At 26.9% G+C, this 19084-nt stretch carries 20 protein-coding genes; 6 read left to right on the forward strand and 14 right to left on the reverse strand.

Annotated features, from left to right (window positions below):
- Nucleotides 1-34: 34 nt before the first annotated feature.
- The 6 genes from EXC36_RS02945 to EXC36_RS02970 are packed head-to-tail and all read left to right on the forward strand — an operon-like array spanning nucleotide 35 to nucleotide 4881.
- Nucleotides 35-1819: a PTS ascorbate transporter subunit IIC gene (locus tag EXC36_RS02945; protein ID WP_010925395.1), complete on the forward strand. Its 1785-nt coding sequence runs from the start codon at nucleotides 35-37 to the stop codon at nucleotides 1817-1819.
- A 42-nt stretch (nucleotides 1820-1861) separates the two neighbouring features.
- Nucleotides 1862-2152, forward strand: a complete 291-nt coding sequence (locus EXC36_RS02950; protein WP_010925396.1) for a PTS sugar transporter subunit IIB — start codon at nucleotides 1862-1864, stop codon at nucleotides 2150-2152.
- On the forward strand, nucleotides 2152-2631 hold the full coding sequence (locus tag EXC36_RS02955) for a PTS sugar transporter subunit IIA (RefSeq protein WP_129690371.1): 480 nt from the start codon (nucleotides 2152-2154) through the stop codon (nucleotides 2629-2631). The genes EXC36_RS02950 and EXC36_RS02955 overlap by 1 nt, the downstream gene beginning before the upstream one ends.
- A 13-nt stretch (nucleotides 2632-2644) precedes the next feature.
- Nucleotides 2645-3304, forward strand: a complete 660-nt coding sequence (locus EXC36_RS02960; protein WP_010925398.1) for a 3-keto-L-gulonate-6-phosphate decarboxylase UlaD — start codon at nucleotides 2645-2647, stop codon at nucleotides 3302-3304.
- Nucleotides 3279-4157 carry an L-ribulose-5-phosphate 3-epimerase gene (locus EXC36_RS02965; protein WP_165152522.1) on the forward strand — a complete coding sequence of 293 codons (879 nt, stop codon included), beginning with the start codon at nucleotides 3279-3281 and terminating at the stop codon, nucleotides 4155-4157. The genes EXC36_RS02960 and EXC36_RS02965 overlap by 26 nt, the downstream gene beginning before the upstream one ends.
- A complete protein-coding gene (locus EXC36_RS02970; protein ID WP_010925400.1) occupies nucleotides 4150-4881 on the forward strand; it encodes an L-ribulose-5-phosphate 4-epimerase in 732 nt (243 codons plus the stop codon). The genes EXC36_RS02965 and EXC36_RS02970 overlap by 8 nt, the downstream gene beginning before the upstream one ends.
- A gap of 547 nt (nucleotides 4882-5428) precedes the next feature.
- Here the strand turns inward: EXC36_RS02970 and EXC36_RS02975 are convergent.
- The 14 genes from EXC36_RS02975 to EXC36_RS03040 form a co-directional block, all read right to left on the reverse strand.
- Nucleotides 5429-5830, reverse strand: a complete 402-nt coding sequence (locus EXC36_RS02975; protein ID WP_010925401.1) for an RbsD/FucU domain-containing protein — start codon at nucleotides 5828-5830, stop codon at nucleotides 5429-5431.
- Between the two features lie 50 nt (nucleotides 5831-5880).
- On the reverse strand, nucleotides 5881-6861 hold the full coding sequence (pfkA, locus tag EXC36_RS02980) for a 6-phosphofructokinase (RefSeq protein WP_010925402.1): 981 nt from the start codon (nucleotides 6859-6861) through the stop codon (nucleotides 5881-5883).
- 19 nt (nucleotides 6862-6880) lie between these two features.
- On the reverse strand, nucleotides 6881-8590 hold the full coding sequence (ptsP, locus tag EXC36_RS02985; RefSeq protein ID WP_010925403.1) for a phosphoenolpyruvate--protein phosphotransferase: 1710 nt from the start codon (nucleotides 8588-8590) through the stop codon (nucleotides 6881-6883).
- Between the two features lie 68 nt (nucleotides 8591-8658).
- The gene (locus tag EXC36_RS02990; RefSeq protein ID WP_010925404.1) at nucleotides 8659-8922 is read right to left on the reverse strand and encodes an HPr family phosphocarrier protein; all 264 of its coding nucleotides are present in this window, start codon (nucleotides 8920-8922) and stop codon (nucleotides 8659-8661) included.
- 103 nt (nucleotides 8923-9025) lie between these two features.
- Nucleotides 9026-10507, reverse strand: a complete 1482-nt coding sequence (locus EXC36_RS02995; RefSeq protein WP_010925405.1) for a hypothetical protein — start codon at nucleotides 10505-10507, stop codon at nucleotides 9026-9028.
- A 78-nt stretch (nucleotides 10508-10585) separates the two neighbouring features.
- A complete protein-coding gene (locus EXC36_RS03000) occupies nucleotides 10586-11089 on the reverse strand; it encodes a hypothetical protein (RefSeq protein ID WP_010925406.1) in 504 nt (167 codons plus the stop codon).
- Nucleotides 11070-12992: an MAG3240 family lipoprotein gene (locus EXC36_RS03005; protein WP_010925407.1), complete on the reverse strand. Its 1923-nt coding sequence runs from the start codon at nucleotides 12990-12992 to the stop codon at nucleotides 11070-11072. The genes EXC36_RS03000 and EXC36_RS03005 overlap by 20 nt, the downstream gene beginning before the upstream one ends.
- Nucleotides 12993-13030: 38 nt before the next feature.
- Nucleotides 13031-15400 (reverse strand): OppA family ABC transporter substrate-binding lipoprotein, encoded by a 2370-nt coding sequence (locus EXC36_RS03010; protein WP_129690375.1) that lies wholly within the window; start codon nucleotides 15398-15400, stop codon nucleotides 13031-13033.
- Nucleotides 15393-16502 carry an ABC transporter permease subunit gene (locus EXC36_RS03015; RefSeq protein WP_010925409.1) on the reverse strand — a complete coding sequence of 370 codons (1110 nt, stop codon included), beginning with the start codon at nucleotides 16500-16502 and terminating at the stop codon, nucleotides 15393-15395. Before EXC36_RS03015 ends, EXC36_RS03010 begins: the two co-directional genes overlap by 8 nt.
- Before the next feature lie 114 nt (nucleotides 16503-16616).
- Entirely contained in the window at nucleotides 16617-16934 is a 318-nt protein-coding gene (gene rpsR, locus EXC36_RS03020; protein ID WP_010925410.1) for a 30S ribosomal protein S18, read from the reverse strand.
- Between the two features lie 13 nt (nucleotides 16935-16947).
- On the reverse strand, nucleotides 16948-17493 hold the full coding sequence (locus tag EXC36_RS03025) for a single-stranded DNA-binding protein (protein WP_010925411.1): 546 nt from the start codon (nucleotides 17491-17493) through the stop codon (nucleotides 16948-16950).
- Nucleotides 17494-17502: 9 nt separating this feature from the next.
- Nucleotides 17503-17955 carry a 30S ribosomal protein S6 gene (gene rpsF / locus EXC36_RS03030; RefSeq protein ID WP_129690377.1) on the reverse strand — a complete coding sequence of 151 codons (453 nt, stop codon included), beginning with the start codon at nucleotides 17953-17955 and terminating at the stop codon, nucleotides 17503-17505.
- A gap of 133 nt (nucleotides 17956-18088) precedes the next feature.
- Nucleotides 18089-18556 (reverse strand): ribose 5-phosphate isomerase B, encoded by a 468-nt coding sequence (rpiB, locus tag EXC36_RS03035; protein WP_010925413.1) that lies wholly within the window; start codon nucleotides 18554-18556, stop codon nucleotides 18089-18091.
- A gap of 28 nt (nucleotides 18557-18584) precedes the next feature.
- Nucleotides 18585-19049 carry an L-threonylcarbamoyladenylate synthase gene (locus tag EXC36_RS03040; RefSeq protein WP_010925414.1) on the reverse strand — a complete coding sequence of 155 codons (465 nt, stop codon included), beginning with the start codon at nucleotides 19047-19049 and terminating at the stop codon, nucleotides 18585-18587.
- Nucleotides 19050-19084: the final 35 nt, after the last annotated feature.

A 19084-nucleotide genomic window follows, 5' to 3' on the forward strand; every position in this document is an offset into this window, starting at 1 on the left:
AAATTAAAAACTAAATTATTCAAAAGGAGGAAAAATGACCCAAAAACTTAACAAATCCAAGAAAATAGGTTTTTGAGTTGGTGTTGGAATATTTGTATTAATTAACTTAATTATTATTGCCATTACCTTGGGTATTAGGATGTCCAAAGAAAAACCTGACACCTATGGCGCCGCATCACTTTTCTTACTAAAAAATGTTTATCTAGATAACTTTTTTGGTCAACCAGCTCTATTACTTGGATTTTTGACTTTAATCGGTTATTTAATATTGGGTAGAGGAGCAAGAGACTCGATCGTCGGATCATTAAAAACTATTATTGGAGTTTTACTTTTAAATATTGGTTCAGGTGTTCTAGTATCTATGGCTCGTCCAGTTTTTAATGCTATTTCACAAATAGCTGGATCAAGTGCTAAATCAAGTGCCCAAATTGTTCCACTTGATCCTTACTTTGGACTATCAAGTTCACAAAATTTTTTACAAAATTTTGTAGTTGGAAATAACTATGTTACTTGAGTTTCATATGTATTTATGATTGCTTTTGCAATCAACATAATCTTGATCTTATTAAAAAGATGAACTAATGTTCACTCACTAATGGTAACAGGTCACATTATGTACCAACAATCAGCAATTATCGTTGTTGTTGTTTATGCACTTTTATTTAGAGATGTGCCACTTCTAAGTAATAATGGAGGAGTTAGTGTTGGAACTCAAGTTGGAGTTGTTTTAATCTCTTCTTTACTTCTTGGAGCTTACTGAGGAGTAGGATCAACTGCTACCATTAAAGCAACAGACAAAGTTACTCAAAACGCTGGTTTTGCAGTTGGTCACCAACAAATGCTAGCTATTTCTCTTTCATACAAAATTGGAAAATATTTTGGTAAAGAAGAAGAAACAGCTGAAAATAGAAAACTTCCAAAATACTTGAGTATTTTTGAAGATAACATTTTCACTCAAACAGTACTAATTTCTATTTTATTTATTATCTTAATTTTAGTAATTGTCTTTGCAGGACCTGCAGCTGGAGTAACAGTTGTTAAAAACAATACTTTCCAAAGTATTCCTAATGCAAATCCTGTTATTAACATTGACTTTAAACAGTGAAATGTTTTTTCACAAGCTCACTATGGAGTTAACATTGTTTTTGGTTCTCTAAAAATTGTAGCTGGTTTAGTTGCACTTATGACTGGTGTTAGAATGTTTGTTACTGAATTGCAACAAGCCTTTCAAGGGGTAAGTGAAAAAATTATTCCTAACTCAGTTGTAGCAGTGGATGTAGCTGCAACTTATGGATTTTCAGTAAACTCAGTTACTTACGGATTTTTAGCAGGAACAATAGCTCAATTTATTGGAGTAGGTCTTGTTATTGGACTAAGTCAAATACCTGGATTACCTATTTTTATTCCTATTCCACTATTTATAACTCTATTTTTCAACTCAGGGTCACTAGGAGTTTTTGCAAATGCCTCAGGAGGATATAAAGCAGCAATTATTGTTCCTGCCATTGTTGGTTTTCTAGAAATTATTGTTATTGCCTTTGGAACAGCTGCTCTAAGTAATGCCTTTGCAGCTACAAACACTCAAGGTATAAACCCAGTTTCAATAGGATACAACGGAATGGCTGACTGAAACCTATTTTATGGACTTCTATACATTCTAGGTGGATACAACGTTTATGCAGGATACATCTTTGCAATAAGCTTTATTTTTGGACTATTATTCTTTGGTCAAATAGTTGACTCAGGAAGACAAAGTCAAAAAACATTTTTCCAAAAACTTCTAAAACTTAATCCAGAATTAATACAACAAAATAGTTAATTAAAATTTAAATAAGCAAAATAAACACTAAAATGAATTAAAATGTCTCAACAATTAAAAATTATTGCAGCTTGTGGAAATGGTATGGGCACAAGCATGATCATCAAATTAAAAGTAGAAAAAATTGCTAAAAAACTTGGCTTAAATGCTAAAGTTGAAGCTTTAAGTATGGGACAAGCAAAAGGGATGACTTCTCAAGCTGATATTATTATTAGCTCAATTCATCTTATGAATGAATTTGCTACTAATCAAAAAGCAAAAATTGTTGGGGTTGTAAATTTAATGAGCGAAGATGAAATTGAAAATGCCCTAAGAAAGGCTTTGAATCCTTAATGTCAAAAATTAATTTATTAGAAAACCTAAAGAAAAATGACTCAATTACTTTAAACGTTGAAGTTTCTTCTTGACAAGAGGCTATATATGAAGGGTGCAGAGTCTTAATTGAAAAAAAATTAATTACAAAAGACTACTACAATGCCATTATTGAAAGTACTTTAAAAAATGGTCCTTACTATATTATCTCTGATAATTTAGCTATGCCTCATGCACAAATGAATCGCGGTGTTTTTGACAATTGCTTTTCTTTGGTAACTTTAAAAAAACCAATCTTTTTTGAAGGTGATTCTCGGCCTGTTAGAATTTTAATTACTCTAGCTGCAACCTCAGCTGAAATTCATACCTCAGAGGCTCTTCCGCGAATTGTTGCTATCTTTGAAGATCCAGCAAATATTGAAAAAATCATGAATGCCCAAAACAAAGAAGAAATTATAGATTTAATTTCAAAGATTGATTTTACAAAATATATTTTTTAAAAAAGGAATAAAAATGAATAAAAGACCAATGCTTCAAATTGCCTTGGACAATTTAACTATTGAAAGTGCCATTGAAGATGCCAAAAAAGCTAGTAAATACTTAGATGTTATTGAAGTAGGAACAATTTTAATTTCCTCTGAAGGAAAAAAAGCAATCAAAGAAATTGTCAAAGCTTTTCCTGACAAAATTATAGTAGCTGATGGAAAAGTAGCTGATGCTGGAAAGATTTTTGGACAGATGTTTTTTTCTCAAGGAGCTCATTTTACAACTGCTATTTGTGCAGCTGAAGTTGAGACAATGGCCCAACTTTTAGCAGTTGCCAAAGAATATGATCCTAATAATGATGTTCAAATCGAACTAACTAGCAACTTTAGTTGAGATCAAGCTAAGTCTTGGGCTCAAAGAGGAATCAAACAAGCTGTTTGACATCGCTCTCGAGATGCTCAAGCAGCTGGAGCTAAATGGTCTAAAAACGATCTTGATTCAATCAAAAAGCTAATTGATTTAGGTTTTAAAGTAACTGTTACTGGTGGAATTGAAGTTGATGACATTAAATTTTTTAAAGACCTTCCAATCTATATTTTTATAGCAGGAAGAAGCATTAGAGATGCTAAAAACCCAGAGCAAGCTGCAAAGGATTTTCAAGATGAAATTAGAAAATACTGACCTTAATAAGCCTCTTGTAGGAATTTACGAAAAGGCCCTTAACAATAAATTTTCTTTTGAAGAAAAAATCATAATTGCAAAAGAAGCTGGATTTGATTTTATCGAATTTAGCGTTGATGAAAGTGACGAAAAACTTGCTCGGCTTGATTGAGATGAAAAAACAATTGCCCAAATTCGCGCTCTTCTTACAAAACATGATTTTTCATTTAACTCAATGACTCTAAGTGCTCATCGACGTTTTCCTTTTGGTTCAAAAGATGAGCAAAACGTAAAACGAGCCAATGAAATTATGTTAAAAGCTATTGTTCTAGCTAGAAAATTGGGAATAAGAACTATTCAACTAGCTGGCTATGATGTTTATTATGAACAAGGTGATGAGCAAAGTAAAAAAAGATTTATTGAAGGAATCAAAAATGCGACTTTACTTGCTCAAAAATACTCAGTTATGCTTGCTTTTGAAACAATGGATACTTTGTTTATGTCAACTATTTCAAGAGCCCTTTATTATGTTAATAAAATAGACTCACCATTTTTGAATATCTACCCTGATCTAGGAAATTTATTTCAGTTTACTAAAGAATATGAAAATGAAATTATGCTTGGGGCAAAAAAAATAGTAGCCTTTCACTTTAAAGAAACTCTTCCTGGAGTTTTTAGAAACCTTTGATGAGGTGAGGGAAATGTTGATTTTGTATCAATGCTTAAAGTTATTAAAAAAGCAAATTTAAAAGTTCCTTTTTTATTAGAAATGTGATCTAAAAACCAACCAAATGAAACAATGGAGCAAAATAAAAAACTATTAAAAGATTCACTAGATTTTTTTAATAAAAAATGAAAAGAGGCTTGTAGTTGTGAATAAAAAATATGACTTAGATGAAATTGAAAAATTAAAGCAAAGTGTCTATGATGCAAACATGCTTTTGCACAAATATAAATTAGCCATTCACACTTGAGGAAATGTCTCAGGAATTACCAAAGACCGCCGCTTTATGGTAATCAAGCCTTCAGGGCTTTCATATGAAGCCATGAAGGCTAGTGACATGGTTATTGTTGATTTAGACAACAATGTTATTGATAGTGAGCTTAATCCTTCTTCAGATACTCCAACTCACACTCTTTTGTATAAAGCAAGCTATCAAATTCAAGCAATAGTACACACTCATTCACCTAATGCAGTAGCTTTTGCTCAAGCCGGAAAAGATATTCCTTGCTATGGAACCACTCATGCAGATAATTTCTATGGATCAGTTCCTTGTACTAGAGATTTAAGTGTTGAAGAAATTAATGGAGAATATGAACACAACACAGGGCTTGTAATAATTGAAAACTTTAAAAATAACAATCGCGATTTTAAAGCTACAAGTGCAGTTTTAGTCAAAGAACATGGTCCTTTTGTTTGATCAACAAAAAATCCAATTGATGCAGTTAATTTAGCCCTTACTCTAGAGGAAATTGCTAAAATGGCAATCAAAACAATTATTATTAATCCTAATGCTTTACATGCAAAACAAGAGCTTCAAGACAAGCACTATCTACGTAAACACGGTAAAAATGCCTACTATGGCCAAAGACCAAAAAAATAGTTAGTTCCTATTTTTTTTACTTAAAATGTCAACTTTTTTTCAAAGTAAAAGTTGACATTTTTTATGTTTTTAAAAATGATAAAAAGGCTCTTAAAAAATATAAAAACTTTTCTAATAAAATAAAGCTATAAATAAAAACATCTTATTTAAATCATAGTGTTTATAAACAACTAAAAACGAAGCTGTCAAAGAAAAAAAGTTAATCTGATTTTTGCCATATTTTAAAAACCAAATTTGACAAATAATGAAAGTCAATATTTGTCAATTTAATATTGCAAAATTATTAACATTATTTCAATGAGTAAAGTTAAAAATTTACTTGATAATCAAGTTGATAATCAAGTAAAAAAATAGTTCTTTTAAATATCAAAAAGAAGTACTTAAATGATTAAAATGTTTTGAAATTATGTTCATTGATAAAACAATAAAAACATCTCAACAAAACTGAGATGTTTAAGTGTTTTTTAATAATTTTTTTCATTGTAATTTAAGCACTTTAAAATAGTAAAAAATTAATTGATTTAAACATGAAAAAAGCAAAAGTTTTTTATGCTTTTCCAGCAACAACAATTGTGTTTGAAAAAGGAGTTAATTCACCAACTCTAACATAAAGTACAACATCATTTTGGCTAGAAAGATATTTAAATTCTTCAAAGTTATTACTTAGAGAAATTGGAAGTTTACTAGAAATTAAATATGCTAAATAATCATAGTTATGTTCTTTAATTTCATTAGATAAAACTAATGCTTTGATATGAAGATTTTCAATAATCAAAAACATAAGTTGTTTAAAACTAGGAACATTAGCAATAAGGGAAAGATCTAGGATATTAGCTCCCACGGGAATAGGAAAATAAGGATCGCAAACAACTATTTTTTGATTGGTTTGTATTCTAGATAATGTCTCATTTAATGTTGTATTTATTATTTGAAAATCTTGATTGTACATAACTTAAATTATAGTTGTTTTTTGCACTTTAATTTTTTTTAATTTTGCTATTAAGCTTGATTTATATCGTTGTAACTTTTGGTTCTTCTTTCCAATAAATCTTTTCTAGTTTGAGGCATAGCAAGAGCTTCTAAAATCGGAGTAGCAGCTACTTGATTTTTAATTAGACCAAGAGCTATTCCTGATTGACCTTGTTTAAGACGAAGCACTGCATGTTTTCCTAAAATAGTAGCGTTAATTCTTTCTCTAGCTGAGGGATATCCTCCTCTTTGGATGTGAGCTAAAACAACAGCTTTAGTTGTTATGTTTGTAAGCTCTTCAATTTGCTTTGCAACTTGTTGAAGATCTTTAAAAACAAACTCACTTACTGTTATAATCACACTTCTTTTATTAGGTTTTTCAAATTGTTTTTTAACAATTTTAGCCATTTCTTCAACGCTAAGTTTATAGTCATTTGAAACAATGATTTCACTTCCTGTTGCCATTCCTGAATAAAGAGCTAAATCACTTGCTCCATGGCCCATTACTTCAACCATAATACATCTTTTATGACTTGAGGCTGTGTCCCTAATTTTATCAACAGCTTCAACTATAGTATTTAAAGCTGTATCGTAGCCAATTGTAAAATCACTTGAGGTTATGTCATTGTCTATTGTTCCTGGAAGAGCAATTGTTTTAATGCCCATTTCATGAAGTTTTTGAGCTCCTTTATATGAACCATCTCCTCCAATTACAACAAGAGCTTCAATGCCTAATTTTAAAAGATTTTCTTTAGCTACTTGACGATATTTTTCTTGAGCAAATTCAACAAATCTAGCTGAGAAGATAAATGTTCCACCCTTGTTTATGTAAGAATCTTCATCAATTCCTTCTGAGGGTTTTATTCACCCATTATATAAACCTAAAAAACCTTCATAAACAAGATATGTTTCAATGTCATATAATCTTGCGGTTTTAATAATTGCCCTGATGGCATTGTTCATTCCAGGAGAGTCTCCTCCTGAGGTTAAAATTGCTATTTTTTTAATCATAAAGACCCCTTTTTATTTTTTATTTGATATTTTTGTAAAGCTCTTTAACTTCTTGTTCTCTTTCGCATTCTAGAGCTTTTTGAGCTAGCTCTTTCATTTGTTGATATGAAAGTCTAGAAATTAACTCTCTTGATTGTAAAACATTTGAAGCTGACATTGAAAATTCATCAAGACCTAGTCCTAAAAGAACTGGAATAGCCTCAGGATTTCCTGCCATCTCTCCACACATACCAACTCATTTTCCGTGTTTGTGCCCTCCATCAATTGTTAGTTTAATTAACTTTAAAATTGAAGGATTTAAAGGTTGATATAAATATGAAATTTTTTCATTCATCCTATCAGCTGCCATTGAATATTGAATTAAATCATTGGTACCAATTGAAAGAAAATCTGCATATTTTGAAAATTTATCACTAAGCACTGCAGCAGCTGGAGTTTCAATCATTAAACCTAGTTCAATATCTTCTCTTTTTCCAATTTCTTGCTTTTCATCTTTTAAAAGTTGATATTCTTTTTCAAACATTTCTTTGGCTTTTAAAAATTCATCAACGTTGGTAATCATTGGAAACATCACACCTACTTTTCCAAAGAAACTAGCTCTAATTATGGCTCTAATTTGATCTTTAAAAATTTGTTCATGCTCTAGTGTAAAACGAATTGCTCGATATCCTAAAAATGGATTTAACTCTTTTGGAAAAGCAAAGTAATTTAGAGTTTTATCTCCACCTATGTCTAAAGTTCTAATTATGGTTTTTTTATTTTTATCTTTGAAAGCTTTTATAGTCTTTGCATATTCTTGAAACTGCTCTTCTTCAGAAGGTCAGTTGGAATTATCCATATATAAAAATTCACTTCTAAAAAGACCAACTGCTTCAGCGTCATTTTCGATGACATCTTCCATGTCTTTTGGTGAGCCAATATTAGCTGCAATTTCAACTTTGTGACCATCTTTTGTAAGAGAGGGTTTGTTTTTGAAATTTTGTAAAATTTTTAAAAACTCCTGGTGCTTTAAAAGTTTTTCTTCATAGATTTTTAGAGTTTTTTGATCAGGGTTAATAACAACACTTTCACCCATTCCATCAATTGCTAAAATGTCACCATCTTTGGTCATTTCTAAAATGTTTTTTAGACCAACAACTGAAGGGATATTTAAAGACCTTGCCATAATAGCACTATGACTAGTTGCTCCTCCAATATTAGTTGCAAATCCCTTAACATATTTTTTGTTTAATTGCACTGTTTGTGAAGGAGTTAAATCATGAGCTACAATAATAACTTCCTGGTTAATTTTAGAAAGATCCAAAATTTCTTTACCCGCTAGTGAATAAAGCATTTTCTTTTTGATGTCTTTAATATCAGAGGCTCTTTCTCTCATATATTCATCATCCATAGATTCAAAAAGCTCACTATATCTTTGATAAACCTCATCAACAGCTTGCATTGCACTTTTATTATTTTTGATAAGATCAATAATTTCCTCTTGCATAACAGGATCACTTGCAATATCTTGATGAGCTTGAAAAATAGCTGCCTCTTCTGGTTTTGAAATTAACAGTTTTTTTTCAATTTCTTTAAGCTCATTTAAAATTTTTTCACAAGTTTTTTTAAAGTTTTCTGTTTCTTTTTCAACACCTAATGAGTTTTTTGGAATTTCAATTTCATCTTCTAGAATTCTAAAAACTTTAGCAATTGCAATTCCTCTTGATGCTCCAATTCCTTTTAGTTCCATATTTTTTCTCCCATATAAATTTATTTAAAAAAGATTGCATCATTGTGCAATCTTTTTCCTAGTTTTAATTAGATAATTTTATTATCAACCATAACTGCTTTGATGGCGTTGATTGCCTCTTTTTCATCTTCTCCATCAGCTTTAACTTCAATTTCAGCTCCCTCTTTAACACCTAGAGCCATAATATTCATAATAGACTTTAAATTTGCTTGTCTGTCTTTGTAAAGTAAGCTAATGTTTGATTTGTATTTAGAAGCTTCTTTTGTAAGTAATGAAGCAGGTCTTGCATGCAAACCAATTGGATCAATAATTTTTGCTTTGAATTGTTCCATTTTTTCTCCTAATTTTAATATAACAAATTGTTTTTATTGTGATAAAGCAATAAAATATCAATAACTTTTATTCTATCACAATATAACTTTTTAATTAATTTTATTAAACTAAAAGGTTGTATCTACCATTGTATAGATATCTTATATCTTCAAGAATTGTTTTTATGTTTTTAAAAGATAATTTAACAGTATTGTCTAAAAACTGATCTATAACTAAGTCAATGTCATATTTGACAAGGGTTCTATTTTGAATGTTAGTTTCATTGTCAATTTTTAAGACTTTTAACAATTCTAAAAATTGATTATTAGCTGTTTTAATAGCATTATATTTTACATCAGTAGTTGAGGCAAAAACTTTGTTAAATTCCCTCATATACTTGTTGTATTCAAATTTATCAGCAAAATCTTTAATTGCATCTAAAAGCTCATCAAATATGTTGTAAAAGGCATGAGAGTGAGTGTGAATTTGACTATTTGGATTTAAGTTTGCATTAAAATCATGTCTGTGGTCATCGTCATCATGGTCATCATCATGTTTGTCATCATGATCTTTTGAGTCTTCATATAAATTAGCATTATAGAATTTAAAAACTTTTTGTAATGTATTTTGAATTTGAATATCTGCTACTTGAGTATTTGAATTTAATGAATTTGAAATTTGGTTAAGTGCATTTATTCCTGTTTTTTCATCATCACGTAAATTTTGCAAGAACTGTTTGCTAAGTTCTTCAAATTCATTTAAAAGTGAAATAACTCTTGTAGAGTAATCTAAGTTTTGATTTGTTTGTCTAGTTACATTAACTACAAAAAAGTCATTATAAAATCTTCTTATGTTTGGCAAATTAACATCTGTGCTATTTGCATTATTATCTATGAACTCTTTTAGGCTTGTTTTTAAGTTAGAATAAAGAGTTTTTAAATCATAGCGAATTGTGTTAGTTTTATTTTGGTTATCTAAGTTTTTGTTTGCTAAAGTTGCATAAACTTTATCAAGTGAATTGACTCATGGATAATTTGTTGATCCACTAAATTGCACTGGTAAATGACTTCTTAAAAGATTAACTTGATTATTGAAAGCTTGAATTCTTTCAATTACTAAAGAATTTCTACTAGTTGTATTTAAAGTTTGTGGATTTATTGGACTTGGATTATTTGGATTTGGTCCACTTGTATTTGATCCATTTGTATTTGGAGTTGATTGATTTGTTTGATTTTGGTTTGAGTTTGTATTTTGATTTGGGTTTGTGTTTTGGTTTGGGTTTGCGTTTTGATTTGGGTTTGCATTTTGGTTTTGTGGACTTATAGGAGCTATTGGAGTTATTGGAGTTATTGGTAATGCTTGAGATAGTCCTGTATTTGTTGATTGTGAATTAGTATTTGAACCACTATCAACAGAAGATGCAGAATTCCCTTGCTCACCGCTAGGTGTTGTAGCATTTGGAGATGTAACATTTGTTCCAGCACCTAGATTTGGTCTAGCGGTTATTAAATTACAAGAAACAGCCGCTAATGGCATAAAAACTGATGTAGTTGCTAGTGTCAAAAGTAAAAACTTTTTCCTGTTTAATTTTTTATTAATTATCATAAATATTCATTGTCTTTCTACATTTTTAAAATTAATTTTAATTTTACTTAAATTTTACCCTAAAAAGTGATTTAATTTCTATTTTGCCAAAAAGTCCCTTCAATTATATGAATAAGATGAGTTTTTATTTAGTGAGACAAACTTTAAGCGAAGTTCAACTTGACTTTCTTTTATTTTAAAATATGTATTATCCTCGAAAAGATCAAGCTGAATTGCAAAGGGTCCATAAATACTTGGATCAAAAATATTAAAAAGATTAACTGGATGAAAATGATCTCCATGGGGATTTTTTAAAATAGTTGAAATAATAAAATTTCTTTTCACAAACAAATTAGCTTGAGATTGACTAAAAAGATGATTTTTTTCTTTAATTTGTTCAATTATTTTTTTTCTTTGTTCTTCATTGGCTTTAATTTGATATTGAACATTCAAAACTCTATGTGTTTTGATTGAATTAAAATCAACAACTCCTCTAAGAGAATTTGGAAAAACAACTTTTAATTCATTTTGCATTGGTGAACATGAAACAAAGAAAATACTTAAAAGCAAAATTCAAAAAACACTAATTAACTTTTTTTTCATGATTATTACCTCAACTAAAAATTTTTGGCAAGTTGTTTAAATTATCTTTTACAAAATCTAAAACATCAGGATCCTTCGAGTTTCTTTTAATAAAATTTTGAATCCAAATATTTTGATTATACTGATCATTATATTTTTTAAAATCAAAACCTTTGAAGCCTCCATATTTAATTATCTTTGATTTATTTTTTTTATTTAAAAGAGAATTACCATTAGCATCTAAAAAATCAATATTAATTAAAATAATTCCACTTTCATTTTCATCATATCCTCTATAAGAAATTTTAACTTTTTCAATTCCACTTTCAAAGTTATTTTCTTTATTGCCTATCAAAAACAAAAAAATATCTTTTGCTAAATAAGTTTCTAAATAATCAAGTATCTCTGGGTTTTTTTCAATTTCAATTACATCAATTTCTTTTTTAGTTTTATTAAAAAATGGAAGTATTCTTTCTTTTAATTTTATATCTTGTAAATTTAGTAAATTTAAGATATTTTTTTCAAAAAAGCTATTTGCATCCAAGCCTAACGGAAGTTGTACTTTTTGGTTTTGTAAATCAAAATAACTTTCATTAGATCAAGTTCAATCATCTACTTTTGTTGTTAGTAAATCTAACTTGTCATCACTAGGTTTATAACCTTTAAAAATGTGTTGATGTAAATTAAAATCAGGTGAATATCATGGATATATTTTTGTCTGACCATTTTTCTTAGTTACTTTAACACTTAACTTTAAAGTTTGTTTTGATTTAAAAATTAAATCATCGTATTTTATTCCACCATTTTGAAGATCTAAAATCTCATATTTGAAATCTTCATTTTTTTTGTGATCTGGAACTTCTAATTTAACTAAATCATTAAAATATTTTTCGAGAAAAAATTTAAAAGCCTTTGAAGTAAAACGATCATATTCAGAGATTGAAACAATAAAATCATCAAAGTTATTAAAGTTAAAAAAGTTGTTTTCCTTAAAAGAAAAAATAGGATTATTTAAATACTCATTAAAAAGTTTTTGTTCATCATTGATATAGAAATCAAAACCAACATGACTAAGACCATTTATTTTCCATTGACTCTTAAAATCATTTAAATAAAATTTAGTTTCTAAGCTTTGTTTTGAAATCAAAGATTTACCATTTTTATCAAGAAGATCAATGTTAAAACTAACGGTTGTTTTATCAAGAGCTTTTATGTTTTTGATTTTAACATCTTCAATTGAAGAACTTAGTTTTGATGTGTCAAAATATTTTAGATAAAGCTTTATTAATCATTGCCAATATTCATGTTGTTCTATTGAGTCATCTTCGGCTCATTGTTCTGATCTAATTTGCTTTGTGGGAATAAGATTTGGCAAAATTTTTTGGAAAATTCCATTTGTTGTTAATTTTTGAATTGTTCCTAAAATTCAATGTAAATCTGGATAAGCTTTTGAAATGATATTTTTTGTTTTAAAATCATTTTCAATATCATTTATAAAATTTTGATTTTCAAATTCATCTCTTTTTACATTTCTATAAAAATAATCATAATTACTTAAACTATTTTTATTTGGATCATTTGAAACTTCATTTAATGATGTATTTACATAGTATTTTTCTATGTTGTTTATATTTGATAAAACATAATCTTTTTCTCTTATTTTTATATGGATTTTTCCATCTTTTAAAAATGTTTTATAACTTTTTATTTCTTGCAAATTTTTGTTTTCAAAAAAAGATGTTTTATTAAAAATTTCCACTAGTTGTTCAAAGTTAAAAACCGTATCAATATCGTCATCAAAATTCAAAATAGATTCTTTTATTAATATTTGATTTTCAGGTAGATCAAGATGAGTTTTTGGACTACATGAAATTATCAACATTCAAGAAAAAGATAATGGAAAAAGTAACTTTTTAAATTTCATATTTTTCCTTTCTTCTATTTTATTTTTGATAAATTTTCTTACTTAATAAAGATATCAAAATAGTTAATAATTCCATCTTCTCTATATGGCAAATCAAATCTATCTTGAACTATTTTTAAGTTTAAAAATTCCATAGATGTAAAACTATTTAAATCAATTGGTTTGGTATAAATTAAGTCTATTTCATTAACTAGTTTAATCAAATCAAAATTTATGTTTTCTCTTTGATAATTTTCAATGATTTCATAAATTTTTTTGTTAATTTCATCATTTGAAAAATTTGAAATCTTTGATTTAAATTTCGAAAATATTTTATTTAACTTTGATTCAGTTTTCAAAAAATCTAAATCAAAATCAAAATATTTTTTAATGCTATTTTTAAAGAATTTTTGAAAGTTTTCAAATCTTGTAAATAAATTTAAATTTTGTTGATTTTGTCATTTTTTGCTATCAAAAAAAATAATAGGATACAAAAGAGAAACTTCATCATTAAAAATTAAATTAGCAAAAAATTCTGATAAGTTGTTTTTTGAATAATTTATATCAATATATTTTGTATAAGAATTTGAATTACTTTTTAGCTCATTTAATGAGTGAATATCGCTAACAAGTTTTAACTCTGGCTTTAGTGATGGATGAATACTTTTAATTAGTTGAATTACTTGATTATATGCAAAATATTTTTCTTGATTTATAGCTTTTTCATAGACAGGAATTTGTCATTCAAAATTTCCTTTTATGTTATTTTGATTAATAAAATTATCTAAAAGATGATTTAAGTTCTTTTTAATTTTTTCAAAGTTTTTAGATTTTAAAATATTGTTTTGATCATCTTTAAAAAGATAAAATTTTTCTCTTTGATCTATTATGTTTTCATTAATGCTTTCTTTTTTTAAAAAACTTGTAAATGAATTTAAATGATAATAAGCATCATAGAGTTTATTGTAATTATTTGTTTGATTATTTTTACCAAAAATAAGCATATTATCATTTGCATATGAATGCCAATAAGTTTTATTTTTTGAAATAAAATTTAAAGCAAAATAATTAATTAAATTACTTAGATTATTTCTAAATTCAAAAGATAAATCATTGTAAAAATAATTTAAATTTAAATCACCATAAATTAATTTTTTAAAATTTTCATTAAAGTTATTGGAAGTAGATTCAGGAATAATTTTTCAAAAAATTTTGTTAATGTTATTGTTTGAATTTCTTAATGAGTTATATGAAATTTTGTATCTTTGATTTTTAATAACATCATTTGCATCAGAAAGATTTAGTGAATCAACATCAAGAGTTGAAAGAAGCGAATTTTTAAATCTATTAAAAGATTGAATTTCATATGCTTTTTGATTTAAAGGACTAATGGTGTAATTTATTTCAACTCTCAAAGGTTTATTTAAATAATCTACTAAATCTAAATCAGAATTAATATCAAAAATTTGTTTTTCAATAGTGTTAGATATAAAAACATAATCACTTAAAAATAAGCTATCATTAAGAGTTTTTCCATAGCTTTGAAGTCCATAATTTAAGGCATCAAATGTGTCATTAATAAAATCAGAAGAAACAGGAGAAAATACTAAATTTTGAATTAGTTCATTTTCAAAAAAACCAGCAAAATCTCATTGGTTTTTTTTGTTAAAAGTAATTGAGTTTTTTTGATTGTCATAATTATTTTTGTCAAAAAGATCTTCATCATTTATTTTGTATAAAGATAACTTGTTTTTTAAGTTTCATTTTCTATTTATTTCGTTATTTTTTAAGCTTATATTCATATCTTTACGAATAGACAAATCACTTAATTTATCTCTCATAAGTGAATAATAAAAATCCATAGCTTTTAATGAATAAGAGCTTAATTTATTTTCATTATTTAAGTAGTTTTTTTCCTTTAAAAAAACCTCTATTTTTTTAGCTTTATTTAAATTATTTTTAAAGTCTTTTGAATTAATAGAACTAGGATTTTCTGAAGTTAACAAAATCACTTTTGAATCATAGCCATTTCCTAAATTAGCACTAGGTATAATTTCATGTTCATCATTGTCATATGTTAGTGTTGAATTATCTTCCATAGTTAAAACAATTGAACTAGCAAGATTCATAATTAATCATTTTTTACTAGGCTTTAATACCCTTGAATTTACATAATCAAATTCTAAAGACTCTGAATATTTATATCTAAACAAAAAAGAGCTTGTTAGTGACTCTACATCATTATCTATATATTTGTCAACACTAGTGGCATGAAAGTTAAAATCACTTGTTGTATTGGCTTGATTTTTATATTCATAAAATATGTATTTGTTTTTAGAATCTATATGATTTTTTGCAGAACAAGAAAAAGTTAAAATTGGCAAAGCAATCATCGATAGAGAGAAAAGCAAAAATCCTTTTTTATTCATTATAGACTCCTTGTTTTTTAACTTGACTTTTATGAATGTTTAATAAAACAATTTTGGTCAAAAATAAAAGAGAGCAAAAAATGATTGTATAAACACTAATGTATAAAGGATTGAATTTTGCAAGTTCAAGAGCATCTTTTAAAACTGATCCTATGTTGTTGGTATTGTTGATGTTATTAACATTTAAAAATACCATTGTAGTTATTGTTAAAAAAATCATTATTAAATTGTCAAATAAAAGCACTAGTGCATCAAAAAAAATTCTTCAAAATAAAACTTTAGTAATTAAGTTAAGTTTTGAATAACCAAGGGCAATCGAAGAGATAAAAAATTCTTCTTGCATTATTTCTTTAGCTTTGTTGTAAGCAATAAAAACAAAGCTAAAAGAGCTAATTATTGAAAAAATTAATAGAGCACTTCAAAAGTTAAAACTAATGAAACTAAAGAGCAAAATAGAAATTAATAAAAATGGTATTGATAAAAAAAATTTATATATTGAAAGGCTTATTTTTGAAAAAGTTTTTTTAAAATACAGAGCTAAAAAAGAGCCTATAAAAATACTTATTATGATTTGAAAAAAATTAACAAATATAGCAAGAATAAAAACTTCAAAAATAGAAATGATTAATCTAGAATAATTGTTTTGTCCAAGTTGATTTGTTCCTAATAAAACTTTTTTATCAAAGCCATCTAAAATTTTTAAAAGACCATAGGCATCATAACTTACACTAACATAATCACTTACTACTTGGTTTGATTGATTTTTAATTTGACTAAAAGTTAAATAAAAATCAGGATTTTGCTCTTTTATTTTTGTCAAAAACAAGCTTTCATCTCCAGGGATAATTTGTCTTTGAATTATAGGTAAAAAGCTAGGAGGTAAATTTTTAGAAAAAATGAAATTTTTGGATATTGGCTCATTAATATTAGGATCAACTAGAAAATAAGAAAATGTTAAAAATAAAAGTAAAAACAAAAATAACAATGAAAAAATTATGTTTGTTTTTTTAGAAAAAAACTCTTTTAAAAAAACAATGAAGCTATTGTTATTAATAAAAAAATAAGATTTAATTTTAAGTAAAAAATTAGAAATTTTTAACATTTGAGCTTTCTACTTTTTACAAAATGTAAAAATAAAATTGTTGTAAAAAATTATAACAAAAAACTAAAGTGCTTAAGCTAATAAAAAATCCTACACTTAGTAGGATTTTAAAACTTATTGAGCGCTTGGTTTAGCTTCTTTTTCTTTTGGGCTATTTGAAGTTACAATAAGTGGTTTTTGAGTTCTTACTCTTTCTTGAGTAAATGGTAAAAGTGCCATGTTTCTAGCTCTTTTAATTGCTCTTGTTAACATTCTTTGTCTTTTTGCTGAAACATCAGTAATTTTTGAAGGTAAGATTTTTCCATGTGAATTAATAAACTTTGATAATAATTCAACATCTTTATAATCGATGTAGTTAATTCCTTGCTCATCTAAAAATGAAACTCTTTTTCTCTTGTTTTTTTTCTTCAATTTATCTTTATTATGATTCATTGTTTATCCTTTTCTAATCTCAATCACTTTCTAGATCTCATTTTTCATTAGATTCACTAGTTTGTTCATCATCTAAAAATGAAGTTTGTGATTGACTTTTTTCATTGCTATAAGAATTTTGATTTTGAATATTATTGGTATTATGATTTTTGTATTCTTTTAATGCATTGTAGTTTATGTTATTTTCTAAAAATGAAGAATTCATTGAGTGATTGCCTTGGATTTTACTTTTTCTTTCTTCAATAATTTGTCTTGATTCTAAAATACTAAAGTTTTCAATGTTAACTTCATAACTTGTGTTTTTATCTTCACTACGAATATAAGATTGAAGGCTTCCTTCAACTGAAACTAGTGTTCCTTTGAATACATTTTTTTTAATAAATTCACTTAGACCTCTTCAAGCAACAACAGGAATATAATCAGTGATGTTTTCACTTCTTTGTGAAGAGAAGTTTCTTCTATCAACTGCTATTGTAAATCTTGAATAAGAAATCCCTGAATTAGTGATGTTATTATATGGATCTCTAGTTATTCTTCCTACTATACATATTCTATTCATCTTAAATACCTATTTTTTGTTTTTATTATCTTGAGAAAATGAAGTGCTTTTTTTGTAAGTAGATTTTGTATTGGCTCTTCTTGGCTCTTCTGTTGAATGAGTTTTTGACTCATCATCTCTTGAGAATTTTCTAGCTACAAAAGGCTTTTTAAAAGTTTTTTTAGGTTTAGCTGGTTTATTAATTCCTTTTTCACTTGTTAAATTAATGATCATATGTCTTCAAAAAGTTTTTGTAATATTAGCTTTTCTAACAAATTCATTAATTTCTTCTTTACCTTGTGAATTAACAATAGCAAGTACATATTGAGCAACTTTAGATTTATTTATTTCATAAGCAAGTTTAGTAAATTCAAGTTTTTCAAATTTTTCAACTCCGCTTTTAAAAGTGCTTTTTAATAATGATTGTGCTTTTTCAATGTTTTCAGCTGGATCAAGCATAATCACAATTTCATATTTATTCAATTTTCCTCCTTGTGGACTATGGGCCTTTTGGCCAAGGTTGATTTATTTTAATTTTTTATCTATTTTTGCTTTTAAAAATTAAAAGAAAATAGCATATCTATAAGATACACTATTTTAACCTAAAAAAACAAAATTAGCTACATTTGGTTTTTTTAAAGCAATCTTTAATTTCAATTCCTTCAATTCTTGGAATGTGCCGTCCACCTTCAAAGCTACTTTGTTGATATTTATCAATGATTTTAACAGCTTTTTCAAGGCTGATTTGTCTTGATCCAAGAGCCAAGACATTTGCATTGTTATGAGCTTTTGCCAAATAAGCATCCTCTTCGCTTGTTACCCTTGCTGCAATGATGCCCTCGTGTCTATTTAGGGCATAACTTATTCCTAACCCCGTTCCACAAATGCCAATACCAAAATCGACTTTATTGTCTTTGTTTTGCATATACTCAGCTAATTTATGTCCATATTCTGAATAAGAAGTTGATTCTTCACTATTGGTTCCTAGATCAATAACTTCATAATTTTGATCTTTATAATGTTTTTTAATTGATTCTTTTAATGAATATCCTGCATGATCACTTGCTATTGCTATTTTTTTCATAAATTTATTTTATACAAGTTTTGAATCTTTAACGAATTTTAATATTTTTATCTATGTCAATTATTTGACTTGGAATACCTGAGCCTTTTCCAAAATCAATAAAGTGCTTTATTTGAGGAAAAATTTTTTTAGCCTCATCCAAAGTTTTAATATTTTCAAAACCAGAAAGATTTGCACTTGTTGTATAAAGGGGCCCTTGTTCAATTAAAAACTTACATAGAGCTTTGTTTTTAGGCATTCTAAAGCCTTGGTCATTAACTATTAAAGTAGTAGCTCCTGGTCAATATTTTTGAGCTTGTTTATTAGCTTTTAAATTTCATTGACTAAAACTTTGAGCTTGAGCTAAAGAGCCAACTAATATAATCATTTTTTTATCAATAGGTCTTTTTTTAATTTCATAAATTTTTTCTAAAATAACATCGCTGACTTTTCCGCCAAGACCTATGAGAGTATCTGTTGTAAAAACAAGCAAATCATCATCATTAATTTTCATAAGTTAATATTATATTAACATTACTAAAGTAACTA

Origin of the sequence: Mycoplasmopsis pulmonis (assembly GCF_900660575.1) — a bacterium.
GTDB lineage: Bacteria > Bacillota_I > Bacilli_A > Mycoplasmatales > Metamycoplasmataceae > Mycoplasmopsis_B > Mycoplasmopsis_B pulmonis.